At 63.5% G+C, this 2,953-nt stretch carries 4 protein-coding genes; all 4 read left to right on the top strand.

The features are described 5' to 3' along the window. A partial coding sequence (locus WA702_RS17050; RefSeq protein ID WP_425111709.1) for an ATP:cob(I)alamin adenosyltransferase occupies positions 1 to 197 on the top strand: 197 nt, incomplete at its 5' end. A gap of 269 nt (positions 198 to 466) precedes the next feature. Continuing rightward, on the top strand, positions 467 to 1,216 hold the full coding sequence (locus tag WA702_RS17045) for an electron transfer flavoprotein subunit beta/FixA family protein (protein ID WP_425111708.1): 750 nt from the start codon (positions 467 to 469) through the stop codon (positions 1,214 to 1,216). Between the two features lie 2 nt (positions 1,217 to 1,218). Then, positions 1,219 to 2,169, top strand: coding sequence for an electron transfer flavoprotein subunit alpha/FixB family protein (locus tag WA702_RS17040; RefSeq protein ID WP_425111707.1), 951 nt, complete (start codon positions 1,219 to 1,221; stop codon positions 2,167 to 2,169). A gap of 105 nt (positions 2,170 to 2,274) precedes the next feature. Beyond that, positions 2,275 to 2,953, top strand: a 679-nt coding sequence (locus tag WA702_RS17035) for a 3-hydroxyacyl-CoA dehydrogenase NAD-binding domain-containing protein (RefSeq protein ID WP_425111706.1), incomplete at its 3' end; no start/stop codon positions are given.

Below are 2,953 nucleotides of genomic sequence, written 5' to 3'. Positions count from 1 at the left end.
ATCTGCATCTGGCGCGGACGGTTTGCCGGCGGGCTGAACGGATCATTGCGGAACTCGCGGGCCGGCCCGAAGAGACCGTTAACGGTGCCGCACTTCGTTATATGAACCGGCTGTCTGATTTCCTGTTCGTCGCCAGCCGGGCGGCGAATGGAAACGGCGCCGGGGACGTGCTCTGGGTCCCGGGTCAGAACCGTTAACGGACGGGCCGGTGCGGTAGATTCAGGCCTTGATCAGTTCCTGCTTGAGATGATCGGAACTTCAAATCCAAAGCCGCACTGGAATCAAAGGTTTGCCGATGCTCTCGAATTCCGTGGTCCGCAACGGCGGTGGCGCGGTATGATGCGGGCTTCGGAATTGGAGCAAGAGGGCTATTTTTCCCCGGTCGCGCGTTGACCGGGGTGGATGGGGGCTTTAGGTTCCGCGCCCGAACAGGTCAAACCCCCCAAGTATACGCGAAAGAGGATCGATGAAGGTTCTGGTGCCGGTGAAACGGGTGGTGGATTACAACGTCAAGGTCCGCGTCAAGAGCGACGGATCGGGCGTTGAACTCGCCAACGTCAAGATGTCGATGAATCCGTTCGACGAGATTGCGGTCGAGGAAGCGTTGCGGCTGAAGGAGGCCGGCAAGGCGACCGAGGTCGTCGTGGTGTCGATCGGGCCGGCGCAGGCCTCGGAGACCATCCGCACCGCGCTCGCGATGGGCGCCGATCGCGGCATCCTGGTGAAAGCTGACGGGATCGTGGAACCGCTGGCGGTCGCGAAGATCCTGAAGACCGTCGCCGACGAGGAGAAGCCCGGCCTGATCATCCTGGGCAAGCAGGCGATCGACGACGACTCGAACCAGACCGGCCAAATGCTGGCCGCGCTGCTCGGCTGGGCGCAGGCGACCTTCGCCTCCAAGCTCGAAGTCGAAGGCACCGACTTCAAGGTGACGCGCGAGGTCGATGGCGGCCTGCAGACCATCAAGCTGAAGGGACCCGCAATCGTCACCACCGATCTGCGTCTCAACGAGCCGCGCTACGCGTCGCTGCCCAACATCATGAAGGCGAAGAAGAAGCCGATCGCGGAGAAGACCGCCGCGGATACCGGCGTCGATCTCACCCCGCGTCTCGAGATCGTCAAGACCGCGGAACCGGCCGGTCGCCAGGCCGGCGTCAAGGTCAAGGACGTCGCCGAGCTCGTCGCCAAACTCAAGACCGAAGCCGGGGTGCTCTGAAGATGACCACGCTGTTGATCGCTGAACACGACCACGAGGTTCTCAAGGACTCCACCAACAAGGCGCTGACGGCAGCTAGCCAGCTGGGCGGCGACGTGCATGTGCTGGTCGCCGGCGGCGGGCAGGGCACCACGCAAGCGGCCGAGGCGGCCGCGAAGCTCGATGGCGTCAAGAAGGTGCTGGTCGCCGAGGGCGAGCCCTATGCGCACGACCTCGCCGAGCCGCTTGCCGCGCTCGTGGTCTCGCTGGCCAAGGACTATGATGCGATCGTCGCACCCGCGACCTCGCGCTTCAAGAACGTGATGCCGCGGGTCGCGGCCCTGCTCGACGTCATGCAGGTGTCCGAGATCATCAAGGTGGTGGCGCCTGATACGTTCGAGCGGCCGATCTATGCCGGCAACGCGATCCAGACCGTGAAGTCGAAGGACGCCAAGAAGGTGATCACGGTGCGGACCTCGACCTTCGCCGCGGCAGGTGCCGGTGGCAGTGCTCCGGTCGAGAGCGTCGCGGCTGCGGCCGATCCGGCGCTGTCGAGCTTCGTCGGTGAAGAGGTCGCCAAGAGCGATCGGCCCGAGCTGACCTCGGCCAAGATCATCGTCTCCGGCGGCCGCGCCATGCAGAGCCGCGAGAACTTCGCCAAATATATCGAGCCGCTGGCCGACAAGCTCGGCGCCGGCGTCGGCGCATCGCGCGCTGCGGTCGATGCCGGCTATGCGCCAAACGACTGGCAGGTCGGACAGACCGGCAAGGTGGTGGCGCCGGAGCTCTATGTCGCGGTCGGCATTTCCGGCGCGATCCAGCATCTTGCCGGCATGAAGGACTCCAAGGTGATCGTCGCGATCAACAAGGACGAGGATGCGCCGATCTTCCAGGTTGCAGACTACGGCCTGGTCGCGGATCTCTACCAGGCGGTTCCGGAGCTGACCGAGGCGCTCGGCAAGCTCGGCAAATAATGTGATCGACACCGGCCGGGAGGGGCGATCCTGGCCGGTGTTTTCGAGTTTAAGTGAACGGCATGGAGAGGCGCGATATGCGCGCCATCCCGGTGGATAAGCAAAATGGCTCAGATCAACAAGATCGGCGTGATCGGCTCCGGGCAGATGGGCAACGGCATCGCGCATGTCGCGGCGCTCGCCGGGCTCGACGTCGTGCTCAACGATGTCACCGCCGATCGTCTGAAATCAGGCATGGCGACCATCAACGGCAACCTGTCACGACAGGTCGCCAAGAACATCATCACCGAGGAGTCCCGCAACGAGGCGCTGGGTCACATCGGATTGACCGAAACCCTCGATGGTCTCGCCGACTGCGATCTCGTGATCGAGACCGCGACCGAGAAGGAAGAGGTCAAGCGCAAGATCTTCCACGACCTCTGCGCGGTCCTGAAGCCGGAGGCGCTGATCGCCTCCAACACGTCGTCGATCTCGATTACCCGGCTTGCAGCCAGCACCGATCGCCCGGAGCGCTTCATCGGCATTCATTTCATGAATCCGGTGCCCCTGATGGAGTTAGTGGAGCTGATCCGCGGCATCGCCACTGACGATGCGACGTTCGAAGCGTCCAAGGAGTTCGTCAACCGGCTCGGCAAGCAGGTCGCCGTCTCGGAGGATTTCCCGGCCTTCATCGTCAACCGCATCCTGCTGCCGATGATCAACGAAGCGATCTACACCCTTTATGAGGGCGTCGGAAACGTCGAGGCGATCGACGCGGCGATGAAGCTCGGCGCCCATCATCCGA

The sequence above is a fragment of the Bradyrhizobium sp. genome, from assembly GCF_049798375.1.
In the GTDB taxonomy this organism is placed as follows: domain Bacteria; phylum Pseudomonadota; class Alphaproteobacteria; order Rhizobiales; family Xanthobacteraceae; genus Bradyrhizobium.
This window is presented reverse-complemented; position numbering and strand designations above follow the sequence as displayed.

What these genes read in the sequence shown, in the direction of transcription:
- WA702_RS17040 (WP_425111707.1), top strand. Translation starts at nt 1,219, where the DNA reads ATGACCACGCTGTTGATCGCTGAACACGACCACGAGGTTCTCAAGGAC.
- WA702_RS17045 (WP_425111708.1), top strand. Translation starts at nt 467, where the DNA reads ATGAAGGTTCTGGTGCCGGTGAAACGGGTGGTGGATTACAACGTCAAG.